Here is a 23491-nt window from a genome sequence, read left to right as displayed (position 1 = left end):
TGAATTTCGTCCTTTTATTATTTTTTAAACCCTTTTATACGATAAACATTTTCAATTTCATCATATTTAAGTTCAGTCACTAATGTATGTTGTTTTAGAAAATATAATCGATCTGCATTATTCGTCGCAATTGCCTCATCATAATAAGTTAATTGCCTTTTGATTTCATCAATAAATAAAGTCTTAACAAGTAATTTATCACCATCATTTTTAGATGAAACAAAAACATTAGGCAAATCACTTGCTGGACGATTTGATGCATGATCACATAAGTCCTTTTTATTAAAAATAACTATTTGAGAAATATGACTCATATCTAATTGTTTGATTAAATCATTAACTGTGTCATACTGCGTACGGTATTCAGGATGGCTACTATCTACGACATGTACTAATAAATCTGCACCTTTAGCCTCTTCTAAAGTTGATTTAAAAGCTGCAATTAGCGTCGTAGGTAGTTTCTGTATAAAACCAACAGTATCTGAAATAATTAAATTAAATCCATCATTTATTTGAATTTGTCGTGTTTTAGGATCTAACGTTGCAAATAATTGATCTTTTTCATACGTCTCTTCATTTGCTAAAACATTAAACCATGATGATTTACCAGCATTTGTATAACCAACTAAAGCTACTTGAAACACCTGATTTTGATTTCTTTTATTTCGATATCTTTCGCGATGTTCTTCTACCGTTCGCAATTGATGTTTAATTTCATTCATACGAGTTCGAATATGTCTACGATCCATCTCTAACTTCGTTTCACCAGGGCCTCTAGTTCCAATACCGCCACCTAAACGAGAAAGACTTTTACCATGGCCTTGGAATCTAGGTAATAAATAATCAAGTTGTGCTAGCTCTACTTGCAATTTACCTTCTTTACTTCTTGCTCTTAATGCAAATATTTCAAGAATCAACTGGGTTCTATCAATGATTTTTACACCTAAAGCTTCATTTAGTGATTTGGATTGAGCAGTCGTTAATTCATCATTTGTGATGACTACATCAATATCTTTGAACTCAATAAATGCTTGAATTTCTTCAATTTTACCTTTACCAACATAATATTTTCGATCTACACGATCTCTGTTTTGAGTAATTTGACCCAACACTTCAAGTTGGCAAGTTTCTGATAATGATGATAATTCTTCCATCGTTGACTCAAAATTAAATTGCTTATCATCTTGAGCATGTACACCGACTAAGACAGCTTTTTCTAGTTTATTTTTAGTATCATGAATTTGTTGCTGAGCCATGTTATACATCTCCTTAATAAAATGCTACTCAAAGTATTCTATCATAGAGTTTTAGTAAAGACTATTACACGATTTTATGGTACATTTTAAGTAAATCGAAAGGATGATTCAATGGAGACAATTTATGATTTTGTAGTAGAAACAAATAAAGGTGTTACTTACAAATTAGATGCATATAAAGGTGACGTTATGCTAATTGTCAATACAGCTAGCGAATGCGGCTTTACTTCACAATTCGAAGGTTTGCAATCATTATACGAGAAATACAAAGATCAAGGGTTTGTAATTCTAGGTTTCCCTTGTAATCAATTTGGTGGCCAAGAACCTGGATCAGGCGAAGAAGCAGCTCAAAACTGTAAATTAAACTATGGTGTTACCTTCCCTATGCATCAAAAAATAGACGTAAAAGGGGAACAACAATTACCTTTATTTAGATATTTGACTGCGGCACAACATGGATTCTTTAATGAGAAAATCAAATGGAATTTCACTAAGTTTTTAGTGGATCGTGAAGGTAACGTTGTTAAACGATTTGCACCTCAAAAAAAACCTGTTCAAATCGAAAGAGAAATAGAAAAGTTATTATAAAATATACTAGCTCATAGCAAATAAAACGCTTCATATAAAGTCGTATCATATAGTGACTCGACCTTTATATGAAGCGTTTTTATTACAAACATTCCTCTATTGTATCTTGTCATTTGAGCATCATTTAATTGATGTCACATATGACTTTATTTCTATATCTATTTATCATACTTCAAACGTTATGTACACGAGTCATTAAATCGTGCCCATATGATTACAACTTATTCTTCACTTTCAGTAGATGCTTGAGCTTCAGTTTCTACTGTATAAGTGCTGATCGCATGTTTGTAAATCAAGTGTTGTTTGCCTTGAGAATTTAAGCTTACGACATACTTGTCGAATTCTTCAATAACACCTTTCATTTGGAAACCGTTTAGAAAGAATACAGTTACTTCAGTTTGGTTTGCTTTAAAATTCTCTAGTGCTTTGTCTTGGATGTTTTCGTTTGCAATCATCTGTCGGACTCCTTTTACTTAATCTGGGTTGTAATCTCATCTAACATCATTTGAAGTGACATATTTTCTTTATTTAACCAATGAACACTCATTTTATTCTTGAACCATGTCATTTGTCGTTTTGCATATTGGCGTGAATGTTGCTTTAAATCATTGACAGCATCTTCATAAATCATTTGTCCGTTAATCACAGGTATTAATTCTTTATATCCAATAGCTTGCATACTTTGGCAAGATTCATAGCCTTGTTCAACAAGTTGTTGCACTTCTCTAAATAATCCGTGATCCAACATAATATCAACACGTTTATTTATTCTTGAATATAATGTTTTACGCGACATTTCAACCCCTATTAATAATGTATCATAATTTTCAGTAAATTGTTGCACTTTCTTACGATTACTTAAAAGTTTTTTTGTTTTAAAATAGTATTCGATAGCGCGCAATACTCTCTGTCGATTGTTTGGATGAATATTTTTGGCAGAAGCTTCGTCAAATTGAGCTAAATATTCGTGTAGTTGCTGATTATCTAAATGTTCTAATGCAGATAACTTTTGTTTAACTACGGATAATTGTGCAGGTGTAACTGTTTCATCTTCTAATTCATAATTATATATTAATGATTGAATATATAAGCCTGTTCCACCTGCTATGATTGGAACTTTACCTCTATTCGTTATATCAGTAATTAAATCTTCTGCTAATCGCTTGAATTCATATGCTGAAAATGTATCATCAGGATTCAAGATATCAATTAAATGATGTGGAATACCATCCATTTCTTCAGGTGTTACTTTTGCAGTTCCAATATTCATATGTTTGTAGACTTGCATAGAGTCACCGCTTATGATTTCACCATTGATACGCTTCGCGAGTTCGATGCTAAGCTCTGTTTTACCTGAAGCAGTTGGCCCCACAATTACTACAATAAAAGGCTTATTTTTATTCATATTTAATTCCACTTTCTTTATTTTTTATAAAATTGATTCAACCATTTAAACAAGTCTTCCCAAATTTTGTCATGATCTTTTTCAAATAACACTTCATGACGTTTATGATGATAAAGATTAACTTTAACATTTTTAATGCCGGCTTTTCTATATATATTCGCCAATTTTAAAATCCTTTTACCATAATCACCTAAAGGATCGTCATATCCTGAAACTAATAATATAGGCATGGCATGATTTAACACTTTTATATTTTTTAATTGTGATGTATGTAGCATATAATAGGCTGTTTGATATAATAATTGATTTGACACATTAAATCCACTATATGGATCTTTAATAAAGTTGTCTACTTCAGTTGGATTACTAGAAATCCAATCACTTTGTGTACGTAATGGACGTATTTTTTTATTAAAACTATTTGATACTAACTGGTTAACCCATTCAACCCGTTTCTCAGAACCATAAATTTTTGTAATCAGTTGTAACACCTTAACGGTTGGTAATCCTTTCCATAATGGATACATACCAGTACCACTTAAAATTAGACCATCAACATATTGCGGATATGTTTCTACAAACAATCTAGCTATAACGGATCCCATTGAGTGTCCAATTATAATATATGGCTTATCAACATTGCCTCTCACTGTTTGCGCTACTTCAAAGGCATCACCGATAACTCGTTTCATATCATCGTAATGCCCTCTTGTTGATTCATCAATATTAATACCATGTCCTCGATGATTATGACGTATCACATCGAAACCATGCTTTGAAAGTGCATGTGCTAATTTATCGTAACGTTCCATATGTTCAGCCATACCATGAAATATATGAATAATTCCTTTTGAATCTACATCTGTAAAATTCACTTTAACTTCAATATTCGTGTTATCTTGTACAGTTAATTTAAATTGTTTTTCAGCCATCGTATCACACCTTTTATAACAATTATTTAAAATCACTTTTTATTATTATCATACATATAGAATTAAATACTTTCAATTGTCCTTTTGAATAGATGCAAAAAAACTGATGCCCTTAAAACAGGACACCAGTTTATGATTGTACAAATTAATTATTCTTTAACTGCTGGTTGATTATTTCCATGTTGCGCTTCTTTAATTGCTTGCTCAACTTCTTCGGTATAAGCCTCAATTTGAGCTGGTGAGTAGTCTAACATATCAGCCATAATATCGATGATACTATCTTTATAATCTAATACATCTTTAATATTGAAGTACATTTTACCAGAACGACGAACTAAGAAATCGTTAGGTTTGTATACCATTTCTTGTTGAATACTATAAACAAGTTCTACATAAATTTCTAATGGTAACTTGCTATCATGGTATTGAGATGTTTGCGCAATGTTGAACAATTCATCAACATTTGAACCATATTTAGATGCTAAACGTCTTGCAACATCTTCATCAATGCCGAATCCTTTAGCTACATCTACTTTTTGCTCTACAAACGCATCAAAGTTCTTACTGCCTCCAACATCTCCACCTGAAATTGCAAGGCCTTTCGTATTACATGGACTGAATGATAAACCGTAGTCTTTTTTCAAGCGTTTAGATACTAAATCAACGATGTCTTGAGCCATGTGACGATAGCCCGTTAATTTACCACCTGCAATTGTTAATAAACCAGATTTACCTTCCCAAATTTCGTCTTTACGAGAGATTTCAGAAGGGTCTTTGCCTTCTTCGTAAATTAATGGTCTAATTCCTGCCCATGTTGATTCAATATCTTCATCTGTAACATTAACACTTGGGAACATGTAATTAATCGCATCGATTAAATAGTCTCTGTCTTCTTGTGTAGTTAATGGTGAAGATTTGATATTGTCATAGAATGTATCTGTAGTACCTACATACGCTTTTCCTTCACGCGGGATTGCAAAAATCATTCTTCCATCTTTTTCAGTATCAAAGTATACTGCTTGACCTAACGGGAATTTTGATTGATCAATAACAACATGTACACCTTTAGTTAAACGTAATTTTTTATTATTGCGTGCATAATCACCACTTCTAACATCATCAACCCATGGACCTGCTGCATTAACCACTTTTTTTGCCTTAATTGTATAATTTTCATTAGTTAATTTATCTATAACTTTAACACCATTTACTTGTTGATTTTTATCATAAGTGAAGTGTTCTGACTTAGTATAGTTGATAATTTCTGCGCCTTTTTCAGCAGCACGCTTCATAACTTCAATAGTTAAACGCGCATCGTCAGTACGATATTCAACATAGTAACCGCCGCCTTTTAGACCTTCTTTTTTAACTAATGGTTCTTTAGCTAAAGTTTCTTTTTTAGATAACATTTTTTTACGTTCAGACTTCTTAACACCTGCTAAACGATCATACATTCCTAAACCAATTGATGTTGAGAATTTACCAAATGTTCCACCTTTATGCATTGGTAAAAGCATCCACTCTGGAGTCGTAACATGAGGCCCATTTTCATAAACAATCGCACGTTCTTTACCAGTTTCGGCAACTACTCCAATTTGGAATTGTTTTAAGTAACGTAAACCACCATGGACTAATTTTGTAGATCTTGAGCTTGTTCCTTGTGCAAAGTCTTGCATTTCAACTAATGCAACTTTCATTCCTCTTTCACTCGCGTCTAGTGCAATACCTGCACCTGTAATACCGCCACCAATAATTACTAAATCATATTCATCATTTCTTAAATTCTTTTTAATATGTTCTCTCTTAAAAGTAGACAATGCCATTCCAAAACGCCTCCTAAAAAATGTAAAAACGAGAGACTTGTCCCACATAAACAATCCTTCAATTGTACATGTTCGAACAAATCTCTCGTTTCTCGATTCAAATATTAACTTAAATTGATTGTATCACAATGTTTATACAAAAGTCTAATCTACAAGTTTATTCTGTTTTAAAAACTTGTGTTGCTTCAACAGCTTTTTTCCAACCTCTATATAATTTTTCTCTTTCGCCTTCATCCATTTTCGGATCGAATTTTTCTTCTAATTTCCAGTTTTTAGCGATATCATCTTTACTTTCCCAGAATCCAACTGCTAAACCTGCTAAAAATGCAGCACCTAAAGCTGTAGTTTCTTGAATTTCAGGTCTTTCAACAGAAGTATTAACAATGTCTGCTTGGAACTGCATAATAAAGTTATTTTTAACTGCACCACCATCGACACGTAAACTTTGGACATCAATACCAGAGTCTTTTGACATTGCTTCCATAACGTCACGAGTTTGGTAACATAATGATTCTAAAGTTGCACGGATAAAGTGTTCTTTTTCAGTTCCACGTGTTAAACCGAAAATCGCACCACGTGCTTCAGAATCCCAATATGGTGTTCCTAAACCTACAAATGCTGGAACAATATAAACACCCTCAGTAGAGTCAACTCGTGTCGCATAACTTTCTGATTGTGGTGCTGAATTAATCATTCTTAATCCATCACGTAACCATTGGATTGCTGAACCCGAAACAAAGATGGAACCTTCAAGCGCATAATTTACTTTTCCATCAATACCATAAGCAATTGTTGTTAATAAACCACTTTCAGATTTAACCGCTTTATCACCTGTATTCATTAACATGAAGCCACCAGTTCCATATGTGTTTTTCACGTCACCACGTTCGAAGCAAGCTTGTCCAAATAATGCTGCTTGTTGATCTCCAGCTACACCAGCGATTGGTACTTCTTGACCATAGAAGTGGTAATCAATTGTCTTACCATATACTTCACTTGAAGGTTTAACTTCTGGCAACATATTTTTAGGTACTGTAAGTAGTTCTAATAACTCATCGTCCCATTCTAAATCATGGATATTAAACATTAATGTACGACTCGCATTTGAATAATCAGTAATATGCGCAGCTTTTCCTGATAATTTCCATACTAACCAAGTATCAATCGTTCCAAATAATAGATCGCCATTTTCTGCTTTTTCTCGTGCACCTTCAACATTGTCTAGAATCCATTTAACTTTTGTACCTGCAAAATACGGATCTAAAAGTAATCCTGTCTTATCTCTAAATGTTTGTTCATATCCTTGTTGTTTTAATTCTGAACAAATTGATTGTGTTTGACGTGATTGCCAAACAATTGCGTGATAAATTGGACGACCAGTATGTTTGTCCCAAACAACCGTTGTTTCACGTTGGTTTGTAATACCAATACCGGCAATTTGATCAGCTCTAACATCATTTTCATTAATTACTTCTGTCATTACAGCTAACACAGATGTCCAAATTTCATTTGCATCATGTTCAACCCAACCTGATTGTGGAAAATATTGCTTAAACTCACGTTGTGCTACCCCTGCAATTTCCCCTTTTTGATTGAATAAAATCGCTCTTGAGCTTGTTGTTCCTTGGTCTATAGATAAAATATATTTTTCCATTCGTAGTATCTCCTTTATTAAAAAAATAATCGCTAACCCATTGTACAAAATCTGTTAAATTTTGGCGAAAAAATAGCATAATCCATGAATCAAACATGTTAAATTATGCTATTTACGTTTCTTTTTATTTTAGTAAATTGATTCGATATCACCTTTTTTTGATGATTTATTTAAAATGTAACCTAAAATCAAAGTAATAATAACTACAACAATTGCAATTGCACAACCAATATTAAATGTATGTTTATAAAATACAGCGTATACTACCGCACCTAATAAACCACCGGCAATTGGTCCTAAGATAGGAACGATTGCATATGACCAATTTGAACCACCTTTACCAGCTATTGGTAAAATCGCATGTGCAATTCTCGGTCCTAAATCACGTGCTGGGTTGATTGCATAACCAGTAGCACCGCCTAAACTTAATCCAATTGCAACAATTAATGCTCCGACAATTAAAGGATTTAAACCATCGGCAATTTTGTTTACACCGATAAATAAAATACCTAAAGTTAATGCCATTGTTCCGATAATCTCACTTAAAAAGTTGGCAAAGTAATTCTTAATAGCCGGTGCTGTAGAGAAAACACCTAATTTCGCGCCAGCTTCTTCTGTCGCTTTCCAATGTGGCAAGTACATTAACCATACAATCGTTGCTCCGACAATTGCACCTAACATTTGAGCAACAATATAACCAGGAACTAATGACCAATCAAAACTTCCGTCTAATGCAAGAGCTAAAGACACCGCTGGGTTTAAATGTGCACCTGAGAATTGACCGACAGCATATACACCCATTGTAACCGCTAATCCCCATCCAGCTGTGATGACAATCCAATCAGCACCATTCGCAGCACTTCTCTTTAAATTGACATTGGCACAAACGCCACCACCAAAAAGGATTAAGATTGCAGTTCCTAGGAATTCTGCTAAATATACATTCATATTAAATGTCCTCCCAAAAAGACAAAGAGATTCCTACACTAGCAGTTTGGCTCGTAGAAATCTCCCGTCTCTATTCTATGTATTAACTTTTATTATATTTGTTATAATACTATTGAGATGAAAGCGTTGTCAATGGTTTTTGTAAAAATTTTGTCAAATTTAATTTTTCAAGTCTTTATAAAAGTGATTTAATTTGAAAACTAGAAATATCAAACCTAACTAATTTATTTATGAAGCCCTTTTGTTTAATTGACATTCTTCAGCCATATTTTTGTGACTAATTGCATTATTTACAAATAAACACCTCTATAACTTTAATGATTTTAATCGTTTTAGAGGTGCTAATTATTTTATTTAATTATTCTTTGTATGATACCTTAAATTCCTTATTGCATATCCCATACGAAAACGGCTTTTTTAATATGTTATATGACTAAATCTCGTGAAAAAATGAAATTTTTGCAGACTTATGATTTACCAAAGTTTATCATAACTAGTTGTTACATATTTCGCTCCATTTTTAACAGCTACATTAACTTCATCTATTGTATTAATTAGGCCACCTGCAATGACTTGTGTGTTTGTTTCTTTCTGAATATGATGAATCGCTTTACTCGCAACACCTGGAAGTACTTCAACAAAATCAGGTTCAACTTTTTTTATCAAATCTATACTGCGTTTCAATGCTTGACTATCAATAATAAAAACTCTAAAAATCGTTAAAGTATTTAATGATTTCGCTTTTTTTATTACTTTAGATTTAGTCGATACAATACCTTTTGGCTTGTATTGCTGAATAATAAATTCACTTGCAAATTCATCGTGACTTAAACCTTTTATCAAATCTATATGAATAAAACACTCTATATGATTTTGCTTCAGCAATTCCATAATACTTTTAATATGTCCTATATGCATATCTAGAAGCACACACATTTTATAATCTGTTTTAATCAGTTTCTCTAGATCTTTAATGTTTCTTATGGCAGGCAATATGTTGTTATTCAATTGATTCATCCTCTCTACATCACACGCTTAAATAATTTTTCTAATTCGTATTTTGAAAAATTAATGATAATTGGACGACCATGTGGACATGTAAATGGATCTTCCGCTTCTCTTAATTGATCAATTAAATCAGACATTTCATGTTTTTGTAAATAATGATTCGCTTTAATAGATTTTTTACATGACATCATGATTGCTACGTCTTCACGTAATTTTTTGATATCTACTTTTTTCTCTTCCAAAATTAGCTCAATCATATCTTTAATAATTTCTTCTACTTCATCTTTAGGGAACCAAACTGGATAGCTACTTACAATATAATCATGACCACCAAAATGTTCTAACATGATACCTACTTGTTGAAGCTCATTTTTATATTGATCAATGACTAATTGTTCATCTTTTGAAAAATGAAATGTTAACGGGATTAATAAATCTTGTACTTCATTGGTAACTTCACCTATTTTATCTCGAAAATATTCATATTTTATTCTTTCTTGAGCTGCATGCTGGTCAATCATGTACATGCCAAATTCATTTTGAGCAATAATATACGTTCCATGTACTTGGCCAACAATTTCCATATATGGAATTCTTCGTTTAGGGTCTTTACTTTTTGTTCCTTTAATATCGTTCACATCATAATAATCATCAGACGCTTTATTCTCATAATTTTGCACAGAAGTATCGTCATTTGAATCAAATGTTTGATCCATTTCTTGTAAAATTTCTTGTTGTTTTTTGAAGTAGTCTTCATCTTTTTCACGTGTATCATTATAACCGGAAGATTCATCATCAGCTATTAAACTTTCAGACGTTTTCGTTACGAATGGATTATATGAATCTTCTCTTATAACTATCTCATCGTTTTGATTTTCTGCCATAAATGGCTTACGGTTACTTTCTTCAGATGAAAACGTCTTCTCTTGGTTATCCTCTGTGTTTTGTCTTTGTTCAAATTCGATTTTTTGTTGTTCGAATGAATGTAACACTTTATTTTTTTTCGGCACATAATCCAAGTTATTTTTAGGAATTAATATACGGTCTTTAAATGCTTCTTGTATTTTGCTCACTATCAATTGATATAGTTGCTCTTCTTTTGATAAACGCACTTCTAGTTTTGTTGGATGAACATTAACGTCTACTAAGATTGGATCCATTTCAATATTAATATAACAAATCGGGAACCTACCTATTGTTAAGAGTGTATGATAGCCTTCTAAAATCGCTTTATTTAGCATAAAGTTTTTAATGTATCGTCCATTAATAAAAATAGAAATATAGTGCTTATTACTTCTAGAATGTTCAGGCTTTGCAACAAAACCTTCAATGTGATAATCACTTGTATCTCCAGATATATGTACTAAATCTCGTGCAACTTTCATCCCATAGATCTCTGCCATCACTTCATTAGTTCGTCCTGAACCATTTGTACTTAACATTGTTTTGCCATCTGAAATGAGTGCTATTCGAATGTCCGGATGGCTCATTGCCATTCTGTTGACTACATCAGTTATTTTACCTAGTTCAGTATATAAACTTTTAATATATTTTAAACGTGCTGGTGTATTATAAAATAATGATTCTACAAGTATATCTGTTCCTTTTTTCGCTTTTGCAGGCTTATGATTTAATATTTCACCATTTTCTACATATATTTCATTTCCATTAGCATTATCCGTGCAAGTCTTCAATGTTACTTTAGCAACTGATGAAATACTAGCTAGTGCTTCACCACGGAATCCTAATGTCCTAATATGAAATAAATCTTCATCTTGATCTAATTTACTAGTCGCATGTCTATGAAATACTAATCCTAAGTCTTCCGCTTCAATTCCGCTTCCATTATCGACTACGCGAATAGATTGGACGCCAGATTCCTCTACTTCAATGCTTATTTCTGTAGCGCCTGCATCTATAGCATTTTCCAACAGTTCTTTCACAACAGAACTCGGTCTTTCAACTACTTCACCTGCTGCGATTTTATTTGCTAATGAGGTTTGGAGTTCTTTAATTTTCCCCATTTTGCAACACCTCTATTTTAATTGATTTTGTAATTCACTTAACTTCACCAATGCCTCAATTGGTGTCATATTAGATAAATTCAAATTTTTAATTTGTAGTTCAATCTCGCTTTCTTGATCATTTTCAAACAAATCAAATGATGCTTGTTCAAAGTCTTTTTGAGATAAAGTATCAGTTGTTTCTTCAACACATAAGTTTGAATTTTCTTGATTAATTTCAGGTTCATTTTCGACCATTTTTAAATTTGATATCGATGATTTTTTACCAGCAGACGCTTCAAACTCGCTTAGGATCACTTGTGCTCTGCTAATAACTTTTTCAGGTAAATCAGCTAATTTCGCAACTTGAATACCATAACTATCGTCAACTGCACCATCTTTAACTTTATGCAAGAATATAAGTTCACCTTTATATTCATTAGCAGCGACGTGAACATTTTTTAGACTTGGTAATGCTTGATCTAATGTTGTCAATTCATGATAATGTGTTGAAAATAACGTTTTAGCATGTGATGTTTCAGCTACATACTCTATCATTGCCTGCGCTAAAGCTAAACCGTCATACGTTGAAGTACCACGTCCAATTTCATCGAAAATAATCAAACTATCCTCTGTTGCATAAGTTAATGCCTTTTGTGCTTCTAGCATTTCTACCATAAACGTACTCTTACCTGAAACCAAATCATCTGCCGCACCTATTCTAGTGAATATTTGATCAAATATAGGTAACACAGCCTCTTTGCAAGGAACATAAGCACCCATTTGCGCCATAATACTAATAATTGCAACTTGCCTCATATATGTTGATTTACCAGACATATTTGGACCTGTAATTAAATAGATAAACGTCTCATTATCTAATCGACAATCATTCGGAACATAATCATTATAATCCATTACTCTTTCCACTACTGGGTGCCTAGATTCCACTAATTCTAATGTTTTATTTTCACTAAATGAAGGCCTAGTATAATTATATTTTTGAGCAATTTCTGCAAAGCTCTGTAAACAATCTAACTCTGAAATAATTTTAGCTTGTTGTTGTAAACGTTCAGTATATTTTTTAACTTCTTCACGTAGCTGAACAAATAATTGATATTCTAATTCTATGGCTTTGTCTTCCGCACCTAAAATGATATCTTCTTTTTCTTTAAGTTCATCAGTTATAAATCGTTCCGCATTCGATAACGTTTGCTTCCTCATATAACCAAATTCACTTGGTTCAAAATTTTGCAAGTTGGCACGTGTTATTTCTATAAAATAACCAAACACTTTATTAAAGCTTATTTTCAACGATTTTATTCCTGTACGTTGTCTTTCTTTGGCTTGTAATTCTGCTAACCATGTTTTTCCGTTTTTTGAAGCTTCAAGATATTCATCTAATTGCATATTAAAACCAACTTTGAATAGTCCACCATCTTTAACTGAAATTGGTGGTTCTTCTACTAAACTCTGTTCTAGTATATCAAGTAAATCATCAAGTGGTTCGAGTTGATTAACTTGTACAAGAGTATCCTGATTCATAGAATTTAGTAATGCTTTAATATTCGGTATTTCAGAAATGGAATGTTTAAGTTGAATTAAATCTCTCGCATTAACATTTCCGTAACTAACACGCCCAACAAGACGTTCAATATCATACACTTGATTAAGATATGTTCTTAAGGTGTCTCTTTCTATGAAATGAGCACTAAATTCATCAACGATATCTAATCGTGCTTCAATTTGTTCTTTACTTATTAGTGGTCTATCTATCCATTGTTTTAATCGGCGTGCTCCCATTGGTGTTTTCGTTTCGTCCATTAGCCAAAGTAGCGTTCCTTTTTTGGATTTTAATCGAATGCTTTCCGTTAACTCAAGGTTTCTCTTAGCATAAAAATCCATTTTCATATAATCTATAGCTGCATATTGAACAACATCCTCGATATGCGATAAATCACGTTTTTGTGTATGATGAATATAATCTAGCAATAATTGTGTCGCTTGATACATTAATTTATGTTCAGTTTGATTCACACTATAGATTTCTGATGATAACGTTTCCCTGACTGTTATTGTTTCTGTCACCATATTAATTTGTCTTTTTAAATGATCGGAAATATTGTCATTGATAACAACTTCGTTAGGGTTTATCGTCGTAATTTCATTTAATAAAGTCGCTTCATCATTAAAATGTGTAACCTTTAATTCGCCAGTAGAAACATCACAGTAACTAAGCGCAATTTCAGGTTGATTCATAACAAAACTTAAAATATAGTTATTTTGTTTATCATCTACACCACCTTGCTCCATCACAGTTCCTGGAGTCACAATTCTTACTACCTCACGTCTAACCATACCTTTCGTTTGTTTCGGATCTTCCATCTGTTCACAAATAGCTACTTTATATCCATTATTAACAAGTGTATCTATATAACTATCTGCAGAATGATACGGAACACCACACATCGGAATTGGATTTTCTTTTTTAGCATCCCTTTTAGTTAAAGTAATTTCAAGTACACGTGATGCCTCCTTGGCATCTTCATAAAACATTTCATAGAAATCACCTAGTCTAAAAAATAATAAGCAATCTTGGTATTCTGATTTTATTTTTAAATATTGCTGCATCATTGGTGTAACATTAGACATATTATTTCTTCACAACCCTTGTCTCTTTTTAAAATTTGTCTTTACAATATATTCGTTTGTAAGCTTTCTAATTATTAATTATTTAACTTATACATTTTAACATACTTACTTTTACAAACCTATTCATACCATATAATAACGAAGTATCTTAAATGTATAAGAAAACGCCTCAAACCTAATAAAATGTGTTAATAGCATGTTTAGAATTATATTAAAATTCTAACATTCAAGACATTTAATTAAGTATGGGCGTTCAATATTAAAATAAAAAATGACTCTGTTTGAAATCATATATCATAAAATTATTTTATAAACCTTTGAAGAATACCACGTTTTTTTAGAGTAAGTAATAAGAAATAACTTATAATAGATCCGATAGCACTTGAGACTATGAACGTAATCATTAACGGTTTAATGAAGAAGTCTTGAAGCCCAAGGAAATATGCTAATGGTATACAAATTAAACTTCCGATAACACCAGTTCCAAGTACTTCACCGACCGCGGCCATGAATATATGTTTACGATATATGTAAAACATACTAGCCAATAAAACTCCAATCATACTACCCGGAAATGCAAAAGCTGTACCAGTTCCAAAAAGAACTCTTAAAATTGATGATATAAGCGCTTGAGCTAATCCATACCAAGGACCTACTATGACCGCACTTAATACATTTACAAAATGCTGTACTGGTGCTGCCTTAACTGGTCCTAGAGGAATGATGATAATACTGCTTAATACAACATTTATTGCAATTAAAAGTGCAGTTATAGCCAGTTTTCTTGATTTCATATGATTGTTCTCCTTTTTGTTTGTAATTAATCACTATGTTTGGCTTTATTATGGTCATTTAAACGTGTTTCCATTGTTGATACAAACATTTTCAATAATTGATTCGCTTCATATTGTGAAGTTTGAAACTGTTCAACTATAGGCAATGTATTTATTTCTGCTTCTATACTTTGAATGGTATGTTCCGACTGTTCTAGCGCATTTTGTTTCCCGTAATTTTGAAAGTTTACTGCTTGTTTTTGATGCTTTTTTAACAAATCCATTTTAGTCTTTATCGTTTGGTTCTGATGAATCTGTGCTTCAATTTGTTGATATGTTTTGATAGTATCCAAATTTTTAATTTTATTTGCAATATTATCCGCTTGTTTCAACACGTCATCTTTATTATACATTTATTGAATCACCATTTCCGGCTCTACTTCCTTTACAAAACTGCCATTTAATGAATACTGTTTAGCTTCATCTATTCGTACTTCCACTAGTTTACCAATCATTTCTTTAGGCGCTTTGAAATTAACTAACTTATTTTTATCGGTGTAGCCAGCAAGAACCTGATCATCTTTTTTACTACTACCTTCACAAAGTACTGTTACAGTTTGTCCTTCGTACTTACTCATAGCTATTTGTGAATAATGACCAACTTTTTTATTCAAACGTTGCAATCGTTCCTTTTTAACATCTAAAGGTACATTATCTTTCATTTTAGCTGCAGGCGTACCATCACGTTGTGAATACAAATACGTATATGCATGTTCAAAACCAACTTCATCATACAAAGTTAAAGTTTCTTCAAATTGTTCCTCTGATTCATTTGGATACCCTACAATAATATCTGTAGTTAATGCTACATTTGGAATTCTATCTTTGATTCGTTTTACTAAATCCAAATAACTTTCTCGTGTATATTTTCTACCCATTATTTTTAATACTGCATTATTTCCAGATTGAACTGGCAAGTGGATATGAGGAACGATATTACCACCCTCTGAAATAACATCAATCATGTGATCTGTGAAGTCCCAAGGATGACTTGTTGTGAAACGAACTCTTGGAATCGCTATTTTAGAAATTGCTTGTAAAAGATCTCCTAAGTCATATTCTATATCCTGTAAATCTTTACCATAAGAATTTACATTTTGACCTAAAAGCGTTATTTCTTTGTAACCTTCACGAGCAAGTTCACGTACTTCATCTATAATATCTTCAGGTCTACGGCTTCGTTCTTTACCTCTTGTAAATGGAACAATGCAATATGTACAAAACTTATCACAACCATACATAATATTGACCCATGCTTTAATGTTGCCTTCACGGACTTTTGGAAGATTTTCAATAACGTCTCCTTCTTTAGACCATACTTCAACAACCATTGCTTTAGATAAGTATGCTTCTTCTAAAATTTCTGGTAAATGATGAATATTATGTGTACCAAAAATCATATCTACATTTTGATACGATTTTAAAATTTTATTCACTACTGACTCTTCTTGTGACATACAACCACAAACTCCGATTAAAATATCAGGTCGTTCTTTCTTCAAATGCTTCAAATTACCAATTTCACTAAACACTTTGTTCTCGGCATTTTCTCTAATCGCACATGTATTAATTAAAATAACATCTGCAGTGTTAATATCAGTCGTTGCTTGATAGCCTAATGCTTCAAGTATACCAGCAATGACCTCAGTGTCATGTGCATTCATTTGACATCCATATGTTTTAATTAAAAATGTACGCTCGTTCCCCATACCGCGATATTTTTCATCAATTTGGAAATCTCTATTATAACGAACTTCTTGTTTACCTCTTTTTTTCGCTTCTTTTAAATTAGGCGGCTGATAAACATGTTCAAAATATTTACTATAATCTTTTTCTGCTTTCTTATCTCTCTCAGCTAAAACATCTACAGAACTTGCTTTTCTTTGTTCTTCGTTCACTTTACAAAATCCTTTCTATTTGCCCGTATCATTTAATAATTATATTAAATTTAACTATAAAGTGCAAAAGCAGTTAAAGTTATACGTCATCTCTAACAAGCCAATTCAAATCCAGTTTACTTCACTTTTAATGTTATTCATCATATTTTTCAGTTAAAGTTTCAATAGTGATGCCATCTGGCACATGATAAAACTTAACTTGGCTAATAATACTTGGACATTCAAGTTCCACCATTCGTTCATTTAATGATTGTATTAAAATTAAACATTCATTCATATTTCCTTGTACTGTCGTTTCTAACGGACCTACTCTAAAATGCAAACCAGATTCGTCAATTAATTTAATCGCCTCGTCTACGTAAGGTATAACATTGTCATTGTTTGGTGTTTTAGGAATTATTTGTATACTCATTAATGTGTCTTTCATTTTAAAAAACTCCTTTATTTTTGTAATAGTAAAAAACTGAGTAGCATAAATGGATCTGTTATAAATACATTTATACGACTCAGTTTTAATTATTAAATAAATTGTTCAGTTAATGCATTGAACGTGTCTTCAGTAATTTTGATATCTCTTTTAGCAAGTGGTGTATTATCTAATTCTTTAATTTGAGATTCATATGATGGTGTTTCTTTATCTTGATAAACAATACCAGTTACTAAAGATTCATGTTCAATAACAGTTTTAGTCGCTAATTGTTTATCTGTAGAATCATAGTTTTCAATGTCATCAACACTTGTTAAATGTTCTTTAAACCAATCGTATGTGTTAATTTTATTATAAGTCACACATGGTGAAAAGACATTAACAAATGAAAACCCATCATGATTAATTGCATCTTCAATTAGTTTTGTTAATCCTTTAATATCACTTGAAAAACCTTGGGCTACAAATGTGGCACCAGATGATAATGCTAATTCTAAAGGCGCAACATTTTTTTCTATATTACCTTTTGGCGTTGTTTTAGTAACAAATCCTACTGCTGATGACGGCGATGTTTGTCCCTTTGTCAAACCATAAATTTGATTATCCATGACTATATACGTCATGTTCATATTTCTTCTTAAAGCATGGATTGTATGCCCCATACCAATAGCATAACCATCACCATCTCCTCCAGATGCAATAACAGTTAAATCTTTATTCGCCATTTTTACACCTTGAGCTAAAGGTAATGCTCGTCCGTGAATAGAATGAACGCCATAAGAATTAATATATCCTGAAAGACGGCCAGAACATCCTATACCGGTGATGATAGCTACTTCTTCAGGTTCTAACCCTATATTTGCGGCTGCTTTTTGAATTGCAGCTTGTACTGAGAAATCGCCACATCCAGGGCACCAGTTAGGCTTAACATTATTTCTAAAATCTTTAAATGTCGCCATCTATACCATCTCCTTTATTTCAGTAGCAATTATTTTACCTTTTTCTTCGATTTCATGTGGTAGGAAAGGTGTCCCATCATACTTTGTATAATTTTCAATCTTATCATGAATATTGACATTCATTTTTATAATACTAGACAATTGTCCTTGATAATTGTGCTCCACTACAACGACTTTCTTCGCTTTATTAACTGCATCTTGAATAACACTTGTCGGGAATGGATGCAATTGTCTAATTTGTATAGTGTTAACTTTTATGCCTTGTTGATTCAAACGGTTACTACCTTCTTGAATTGCACCTTTTGTAGAAATAAAACCGATATAAAGAATATCTGCATCCTCATGTTGTAAGTTAGCTTCTACTGGCGATTCAATTAGTAACTGCTCAATTTTACGCATTCGTTTTTCCATTTGTTGTTGTCTATTTGACGCAGATTCACTAGGTTTACCTTCTTCATTGTGTTCCACACCAGTTATATGATGAATACCTCCTTTAACACCGGGGATAGGTCTAGGAGAAACACCATTGGATGTTAACGCGTAACGCTTGAAATAACCTTTATCATCTTCTTCACGTTCAATATCAGATTGAATGATTTCACCACGTTTAATTTCAATACGATTATAATCTAATTTTTCAACAGTTTGTTTACCTAAAGATAATTGCAAATCACTTAGAACTATAACAGGGCATTGATATTGCTCTGCTAAATTAAAGGCTTCCATAGTTAAATAAAATGCATCTTCTGCATCAGTTGGTGCTACAACTATTTTTGGAATATCACCATGTGTACCATAAATCATTTGCATTAAATCTGACTGTTCTTGTTTCGTAGGTAATCCAGTAGAAGGTCCACCTCGTTGGGTATTAATAATGACTAATGGCGTTTCAGTCATACCAGATAATCCAATTGCTTCCATCATTAAAGATAAACCTGGACCAGCACTAGCCGTAAACGCTCTGACTCCACCATAATTTGCACCAATAGCCATAGTTACAGCAGCAATTTCATCTTCTGTTTGAATAACCGCTCCGTTTACTTTAGATATATTGGCAATCATATATTCCATAACTTCAGACGCAGGTGTAATAGGATATGCCGCCATAAATTGTGAACCTGCAGCAATTGCACCTAATCCAATGGCATCGTTACCAATCATATATAAATGTGGTAGTGCATCTGTTGACTCTAATTCAAAGTCCCCGCAGATTTCAGGTAATCGAGATTGCATTAATTGATAACCTTCGTTTAATGCTTGTATATTGACTTCAACTACCTTGTCACCTTTTTTAGAAAACATATTAGTAATAAGCTCTTCAAATGTATTTGTATTCAAATTCATCAATGCGCTAGTAGCACCTATTGCAACCATGTTTTTCATTAATGCTGTACCTAATTCTTTAGCGGTTGCTGTAAAAGGTAATTCAATAAGCTGTGCATGACATCCCTCTGGTTTCACAGGTTTAGCCTTGGCATCAGCTAAAATAATACTGTCTTCTCTCATTTCATGATGGTTAACATCAATTGTTTCTTGGTCAAATGCAATCAAAATATCTAAATCATCACTAATTGCATGAACAGGCGTCGTAGAAACTCTAATTTTATTATTCGTATGTCCACCTTTGATACGACTTGAAAAATGTCTATATCCATATAAATAATATCCTTTTCTATTCATAGCCGTAGCGAAGATTTCCCCAGTTGATTCAATACCTTCGCCTTGTTGACCGCCAACTTTCCACGATAATTGTGGTTTCATAGTTATATGCCTCCTATGGATATATTTCATATTAAATGATAACAAAAAGAACCACCGATTTACTATGTAAACAGTGGTACTATATTAAATTCATACTAATGGACGATAGTGCTCAATTCGAATGTTTACTTACGTAATTTTAAAATGTTGAAAATGGATGGTCATCATTTATCAATATACGTTCGATGTGCTTTGTTTTACCTTCTTTGTCCAAATCAATAACAACACCAGATAATACACTTCTACCTTCATTTGGAACAACATGTCTTTGTGGCAAACTAGTGATAAAACGCTCAATTACCTCTGTTTTATTTATTCCTAAAATGCCGTCATAAAAGCCTGTCATACCAACATCCGTTATATACCCTGTACCCTTTGGTAAAATACGTTCATCTGCTGTTTGAATGTGTGTATGCGTTCCAACAACAGCGCTAGCTCTACCATCTAAATGCCATCCCATTGCATACTTTTCAGAAGTTGTTTCTGCATGAAAATCAACAAATATAAACGGAGTTTGTTCTTGTGCTTCCTTGACTAATTGATCTGCCTTTTTAAAAGGATCATCAATATCTGGCATAAACGCTCTTCCTTGCAGATTAATAACTGCAAGTTTAATATCATTAATTTGTATAAATCTCATACCAATTCCCGGCGCTTCATCCGGAAAATTCGCTGGTCTTACTAGTCGTTTTGCTTCATCTATAAAATCATAAATTTCACGTTGACCATATGTGTGATTACCCATAGTCATGAAATCTACACCATTTCTTAGTAATTGTTTATATATTTTTTCAGTCAAACCTTTACCATGCGCTGCATTTTCAGCATTTACAATTGTAACTGTTGGTTTATACTTTTGCTTCAGTTGAGGTATGTACGTTTCAATTGCGTCTCGTCCAATTTTACCTACGATATCCCCTATAAACATTATTCTCATGTTTTGTTCATCCTCTCATAAATACTAGTTTAATTCATACGTTCTAATATTTAAAGTAAATATTAAATTCTTTGAATTATTTTTCTTCAATTATAAAGAGACATTACTTTGTCTGAAAACTTCAATATGTTAGTATTAAGACATCAAAATAAATAGGAGTTGTAAATAAATACATGTCTATTAATATTGATCCAGAAAAATTTGCAGAATTAGTAGTTATGTCTAACCCATCAAAATTTGAAGATGCAGAGGATATAGCTAAAGAAAGTTTAAAGCTTTACATTAATGCATATCGTTTAGCAGAGAGATATTCAACAATTGCAACAAATTGTTATGATACTGCAGAAGTTATAAAAGAATTAAAGAAAACAGATTTACAATTAAAATAACTCAACTTAGAAATAAATCCTAATTAATATTGCAGAAGAGAAGATGTGTTACATCTTCTCTTCTTTTTTGTTAGTTAGAAAAAGCAATCACCTTTATAGGTTTACATAATATAAATATAGTAATTATGAAGACTAAAACATTTTTATTTAAAGCAATAACTTCTTATTTAATATAAGGTCCGTCTTAATTTCAAATAACGACTGTTTAATATAGTTATCGCCAATAAAGTGCTGTCTAACTAGATTGAGACTACAACTTAAAAAAGCTCCCTCACTAATTTGTGAGGGAGACAAAAATTATTTCGCATATTCTACTGCTCTAGTCTCTCGAACAACTGTCACCTTGATATGACCAGGATATTGTAATTCATCTTCAATCTGATTTTTAATATCTCTAGCCAATCGATAAGATTTTAAATCATCAATTTCTTCAGGAGATACAATCACTCGGATTTCTCTACCTGCCTGAATCGCAAATGCTTTTTCTACACCATCATAACTTTCTGATAACGTTTCTAAACGTTCTAATCGACGAATATAATTCTCTAATGTTTCTTTTCTTGCACCTGGACGAGCCGCAGATAATGCATCTGCAGCAGCAACAAGGATAGAGATAATTGATGTAGGTTCAACATCACCATGATGAGAGTGAATGGCATTAATAACCGTTTCATTTTCACCATATTTTTTCGCTAATTCTACACCGATTTCAACATGACTACCTTCTACTTCATGATCAATTGCTTTACCAACATCATGTAAAAGTCCAGCTCGTTTCGCTAATGTCTCATCTTCGCCTAGCTCAGCAGCTAACATGCTAGCAAGATGCGCAACTTCAATTGAATGTTTAAGTACATTTTGACCGTAACTTGTACGATAGTTTAAACGCCCTACAATTTTTACTAAGTCAGGATGCATATTATGTGCGTTCACTTCAAATGTAGCTTGTTCACCTGCTTCTCTAATAATATCGTCTACTTCTTTTCTAGCTTTTTCGACCATATCTTCAATTCTACCTGGATGAATACGTCCATCAGATACTAAGTTAACAAGTGCTGTTCTAGCAATTTCTCTTCTTATTGGATCAAAACCAGATAATATAACTGCTTCTGGTGTGTCATCAATAATTAAATCAATGCCAGTTAAAGTTTCAAGTGTACGGATGTTTCGTCCTTCTCGTCCAATGATTCGACCTTTCATCTCATCATTAGGTAAGTTAACTACTGATACCGTTGATTCACTTGTGTGATCTGCTGCTAATCTTTGTACCGCTGTAGCTAATAATTCTTTTGCTGTTTTATCAACTTTTTCTTTAGCTTCTTTTTCTTTTTCTTTAACAAGTACTGCAATATCTTGTGACAGTTCTTCCTCTACTCTTTGAAGTTGCTCATTAATAGCTTCTTCTTGAGTGAGACCGGAGATGCGTTCTAATTCTTGTTCATGCTTCATTATTAACGTTTGAACACTACTCTCTTTTGCACCTACTTGTTGTTGTTTTTCTTCAATTTTTGATTCTTTTTGCTCTAAAATCTCATCTTTTTTATCTAATAGATCAGATTTACGCTCTAAGTTTTCTTCTTTTTGAAGAAGTCGGGTTTCTTGTCTTTGAAGTTCGCTACGTCTTTCTCGTAGTTCTGCTTCAGTTTGTTCTCTTAGGATTTGGTTTTCTTCTTTTGCCTCAAGTAATTTCTCTTTTTTGATATTGTCAGCTTCTTTATGTGCTTGATTTACAATATCTTCGGCAGTTTGTCTAGCTTGTGATTGCTTTTGAAGCAACAAATTTCGGGCAACAACATACCCTCCAACAACTCCTAGAATGATCCCCAGCAAAATGAGTAGGAGGCTTAATAAATTCACACAAACACCTCCTTTTCTAGGGTTTGCTCTTTATATGAAATTCAATATGACTTTATGAAATTATATATAAATCATACAAATTAATTGTACGGTTTATAGGAGATAAGTGTCAAGTTATCAATTTGCACTTTTGCACTTTATTGAATGCTATTTCTACTATT

General features: G+C 32.6%; 20 protein-coding genes. 2 read left to right on the top strand and 18 right to left on the bottom strand.

Annotation, left to right across the window (positions count from 1 at the left end):
• Positions 1-17 precede the first annotated feature (17 nt).
• On the bottom strand, positions 18-1256 hold the full coding sequence (gene hflX / locus HMPREF2658_RS03770) for a GTPase HflX (protein WP_000068609.1): 1239 nt from the start codon (positions 1254-1256) through the stop codon (positions 18-20).
• A 111-nt stretch (positions 1257-1367) separates the two neighbouring features.
• Between hflX and HMPREF2658_RS03765 the strand changes: the two genes are divergently transcribed.
• A complete protein-coding gene (locus HMPREF2658_RS03765; RefSeq protein ID WP_000448081.1) occupies positions 1368-1844 on the top strand; it encodes a glutathione peroxidase in 477 nt (158 codons plus the stop codon).
• A gap of 221 nt (positions 1845-2065) precedes the next feature.
• Here HMPREF2658_RS03765 and hfq read toward each other — a convergent pair whose 3' ends face one another.
• The 16 genes from hfq to HMPREF2658_RS03685 all read right to left on the bottom strand — a co-directional run bounded on the left by hfq (position 2066) and on the right by HMPREF2658_RS03685 (position 21084).
• Entirely contained in the window at positions 2066-2299 is a 234-nt protein-coding gene (hfq, locus tag HMPREF2658_RS03760) for an RNA chaperone Hfq (protein WP_000561355.1), read from the bottom strand.
• Positions 2300-2313: 14 nt separating this feature from the next.
• On the bottom strand, positions 2314-3249 hold the full coding sequence (miaA, locus tag HMPREF2658_RS03755; RefSeq protein WP_078152935.1) for a tRNA (adenosine(37)-N6)-dimethylallyltransferase MiaA: 936 nt from the start codon (positions 3247-3249) through the stop codon (positions 2314-2316).
• Positions 3250-3266: 17 nt separating this feature from the next.
• Complete coding sequence (locus tag HMPREF2658_RS03750; protein WP_070854205.1) at positions 3267-4181, bottom strand: alpha/beta fold hydrolase; 915 nt, start codon at positions 4179-4181, stop codon at positions 3267-3269.
• Positions 4182-4330: 149 nt separating this feature from the next.
• Positions 4331-6004 carry a glycerol-3-phosphate dehydrogenase/oxidase gene (locus HMPREF2658_RS03745; RefSeq protein WP_001218594.1) on the bottom strand — a complete coding sequence of 558 codons (1674 nt, stop codon included), beginning with the start codon at positions 6002-6004 and terminating at the stop codon, positions 4331-4333.
• A gap of 157 nt (positions 6005-6161) precedes the next feature.
• Positions 6162-7658, bottom strand: a complete 1497-nt coding sequence (gene glpK, locus HMPREF2658_RS03740) for a glycerol kinase GlpK (RefSeq protein WP_000417374.1) — start codon at positions 7656-7658, stop codon at positions 6162-6164.
• A gap of 129 nt (positions 7659-7787) precedes the next feature.
• Entirely contained in the window at positions 7788-8606 is an 819-nt protein-coding gene (locus HMPREF2658_RS03735) for an MIP/aquaporin family protein (RefSeq protein ID WP_001103747.1), read from the bottom strand.
• Positions 8607-9080: 474 nt separating this feature from the next.
• Positions 9081-9623, bottom strand: coding sequence for a glycerol-3-phosphate responsive antiterminator (locus HMPREF2658_RS03730; protein ID WP_001072707.1), 543 nt, complete (start codon positions 9621-9623; stop codon positions 9081-9083).
• A gap of 5 nt (positions 9624-9628) precedes the next feature.
• On the bottom strand, positions 9629-11638 hold the full coding sequence (gene mutL / locus HMPREF2658_RS03725) for a DNA mismatch repair endonuclease MutL (protein WP_070854204.1): 2010 nt from the start codon (positions 11636-11638) through the stop codon (positions 9629-9631).
• Between the two features lie 12 nt (positions 11639-11650).
• The gene (gene mutS / locus HMPREF2658_RS03720; protein ID WP_000073338.1) at positions 11651-14269 is read right to left on the bottom strand and encodes a DNA mismatch repair protein MutS; all 2619 of its coding nucleotides are present in this window, start codon (positions 14267-14269) and stop codon (positions 11651-11653) included.
• 302 nt (positions 14270-14571) lie between these two features.
• Positions 14572-15063 (bottom strand): energy coupling factor transporter S component ThiW, encoded by a 492-nt coding sequence (thiW, locus tag HMPREF2658_RS03715; protein ID WP_000842278.1) that lies wholly within the window; start codon positions 15061-15063, stop codon positions 14572-14574.
• A gap of 26 nt (positions 15064-15089) precedes the next feature.
• Complete coding sequence (locus HMPREF2658_RS03710; RefSeq protein WP_000282383.1) at positions 15090-15455, bottom strand: YlbF/YmcA family competence regulator; 366 nt, start codon at positions 15453-15455, stop codon at positions 15090-15092.
• Entirely contained in the window at positions 15456-17000 is a 1545-nt protein-coding gene (gene miaB / locus HMPREF2658_RS03705; RefSeq protein WP_001001521.1) for a tRNA (N6-isopentenyl adenosine(37)-C2)-methylthiotransferase MiaB, read from the bottom strand.
• A gap of 133 nt (positions 17001-17133) precedes the next feature.
• The gene (locus HMPREF2658_RS03700) at positions 17134-17427 is read right to left on the bottom strand and encodes a thiamine-binding protein (RefSeq protein WP_000655670.1); all 294 of its coding nucleotides are present in this window, start codon (positions 17425-17427) and stop codon (positions 17134-17136) included.
• 92 nt (positions 17428-17519) lie between these two features.
• The gene (locus HMPREF2658_RS03695) at positions 17520-18386 is read right to left on the bottom strand and encodes a 2-oxoacid:ferredoxin oxidoreductase subunit beta (RefSeq protein WP_000190139.1); all 867 of its coding nucleotides are present in this window, start codon (positions 18384-18386) and stop codon (positions 17520-17522) included.
• Positions 18387-20147: a 2-oxoacid:acceptor oxidoreductase subunit alpha gene (locus HMPREF2658_RS03690; protein WP_000804316.1), complete on the bottom strand. Its 1761-nt coding sequence runs from the start codon at positions 20145-20147 to the stop codon at positions 18387-18389.
• Positions 20148-20286: 139 nt separating this feature from the next.
• Positions 20287-21084, bottom strand: a complete 798-nt coding sequence (locus HMPREF2658_RS03685) for a TIGR00282 family metallophosphoesterase (protein ID WP_001222105.1) — start codon at positions 21082-21084, stop codon at positions 20287-20289.
• Between the two features lie 173 nt (positions 21085-21257).
• Here HMPREF2658_RS03685 and HMPREF2658_RS03680 point away from each other — a divergent pair, with 173 nt between their 5' ends.
• On the top strand, positions 21258-21473 hold the full coding sequence (locus HMPREF2658_RS03680) for a hypothetical protein (protein ID WP_000026308.1): 216 nt from the start codon (positions 21258-21260) through the stop codon (positions 21471-21473).
• A gap of 297 nt (positions 21474-21770) precedes the next feature.
• On the opposite strand, the gene rny is transcribed toward HMPREF2658_RS03680, so the two are convergent.
• The gene (gene rny, locus HMPREF2658_RS03675) at positions 21771-23330 is read right to left on the bottom strand and encodes a ribonuclease Y (RefSeq protein WP_070854203.1); all 1560 of its coding nucleotides are present in this window, start codon (positions 23328-23330) and stop codon (positions 21771-21773) included.
• Positions 23331-23491: the final 161 nt, after the last annotated feature.

It is taken from the genome of Staphylococcus sp. HMSC062H10 (assembly GCF_001836945.1).
Classification (GTDB): domain Bacteria; phylum Bacillota; class Bacilli; order Staphylococcales; family Staphylococcaceae; genus Staphylococcus; species Staphylococcus aureus.
This window is presented reverse-complemented; position numbering and strand designations above follow the sequence as displayed.

Excerpts from the sequence above, each read along its gene's own strand:
- hflX (WP_000068609.1), bottom strand. The coding sequence starts at position 1,256 with ATGGCTCAGCAACAAATTCATGATACTAAAAATAAACTAGAAAAAGCT.
- HMPREF2658_RS03765 (WP_000448081.1), top strand. The coding sequence starts at position 1,368 with ATGGAGACAATTTATGATTTTGTAGTAGAAACAAATAAAGGTGTTACT.
- hfq (WP_000561355.1), bottom strand. The coding sequence starts at position 2,299 with ATGATTGCAAACGAAAACATCCAAGACAAAGCACTAGAGAATTTTAAA.
- miaA (WP_078152935.1), bottom strand. The coding sequence starts at position 3,249 with ATGAATAAAAATAAGCCTTTTATTGTAGTAATTGTGGGGCCAACTGCT.
- HMPREF2658_RS03750 (WP_070854205.1), bottom strand. The coding sequence starts at position 4,181 with ATGGCTGAAAAACAATTTAAATTAACTGTACAAGATAACACGAATATT.
- HMPREF2658_RS03745 (WP_001218594.1), bottom strand. The coding sequence starts at position 6,004 with ATGGCATTGTCTACTTTTAAGAGAGAACATATTAAAAAGAATTTAAGA.
- glpK (WP_000417374.1), bottom strand. The coding sequence starts at position 7,658 with ATGGAAAAATATATTTTATCTATAGACCAAGGAACAACAAGCTCAAGA.
- HMPREF2658_RS03735 (WP_001103747.1), bottom strand. The coding sequence starts at position 8,606 with ATGAATGTATATTTAGCAGAATTCCTAGGAACTGCAATCTTAATCCTT.
- HMPREF2658_RS03730 (WP_001072707.1), bottom strand. The coding sequence starts at position 9,623 with ATGAATCAATTGAATAACAACATATTGCCTGCCATAAGAAACATTAAA.
- mutL (WP_070854204.1), bottom strand. The coding sequence starts at position 11,638 with ATGGGGAAAATTAAAGAACTCCAAACCTCATTAGCAAATAAAATCGCA.
- mutS (WP_000073338.1), bottom strand. The coding sequence starts at position 14,269 with ATGTCTAATGTTACACCAATGATGCAGCAATATTTAAAAATAAAATCA.
- thiW (WP_000842278.1), bottom strand. The coding sequence starts at position 15,063 with ATGAAATCAAGAAAACTGGCTATAACTGCACTTTTAATTGCAATAAAT.
- HMPREF2658_RS03710 (WP_000282383.1), bottom strand. The coding sequence starts at position 15,455 with ATGTATAATAAAGATGACGTGTTGAAACAAGCGGATAATATTGCAAAT.
- HMPREF2658_RS03700 (WP_000655670.1), bottom strand. The coding sequence starts at position 17,427 with ATGAAAGACACATTAATGAGTATACAAATAATTCCTAAAACACCAAAC.
- HMPREF2658_RS03695 (WP_000190139.1), bottom strand. The coding sequence starts at position 18,386 with ATGGCGACATTTAAAGATTTTAGAAATAATGTTAAGCCTAACTGGTGC.
- HMPREF2658_RS03690 (WP_000804316.1), bottom strand. The coding sequence starts at position 20,147 with ATGAAACCACAATTATCGTGGAAAGTTGGCGGTCAACAAGGCGAAGGT.
- HMPREF2658_RS03685 (WP_001222105.1), bottom strand. The coding sequence starts at position 21,084 with ATGAGAATAATGTTTATAGGGGATATCGTAGGTAAAATTGGACGAGAC.
- HMPREF2658_RS03680 (WP_000026308.1), top strand. The coding sequence starts at position 21,258 with ATGTCTATTAATATTGATCCAGAAAAATTTGCAGAATTAGTAGTTATG.